Source organism: Vibrio sp. HI00D65 (assembly GCF_001635455.1).
Taxonomy (GTDB): Bacteria; Pseudomonadota; Gammaproteobacteria; order Enterobacterales; family Vibrionaceae; genus Vibrio.
Map to the genome: position 1 here is coordinate 1 of NZ_LWEH01000382.1, position 244 is coordinate 244.

The 244-nt window shown below is 49.2% G+C and carries 1 pseudogene; it reads right to left on the minus strand.

Features of this window, described 5'->3' with window-relative positions:
* Nucleotides 1–208, minus strand: a pseudogene (locus A3712_RS21415) (COG3650 family protein); the annotation flags it as partial.
* Between the last annotated feature and the right edge of the window lie 36 nt (nucleotides 209–244).

Sequence of the window (244 nt, forward strand, 5' to 3'; positions counted from 1 at the left end):
GTTGTTGGCTACCACAAGGGGTAAACGTGCGGCTTTCATGGCCTACCACAACTTGACCGCGCATGATGAAGGTTTGTGGTTGAACACTCAGAGGTTCATCCAAGGTTGCTGGTGGAACTTCAGGTTGTTGCGGTGTTTCTGGAGCGGTTACACAGCCTTGTAGCGCGAATGCGGCTAGCCATGTCACTGGGTTTTTCATTACCTTCATGTTATATCTTCCTCGGAGCAACCGTTAATTGGATTT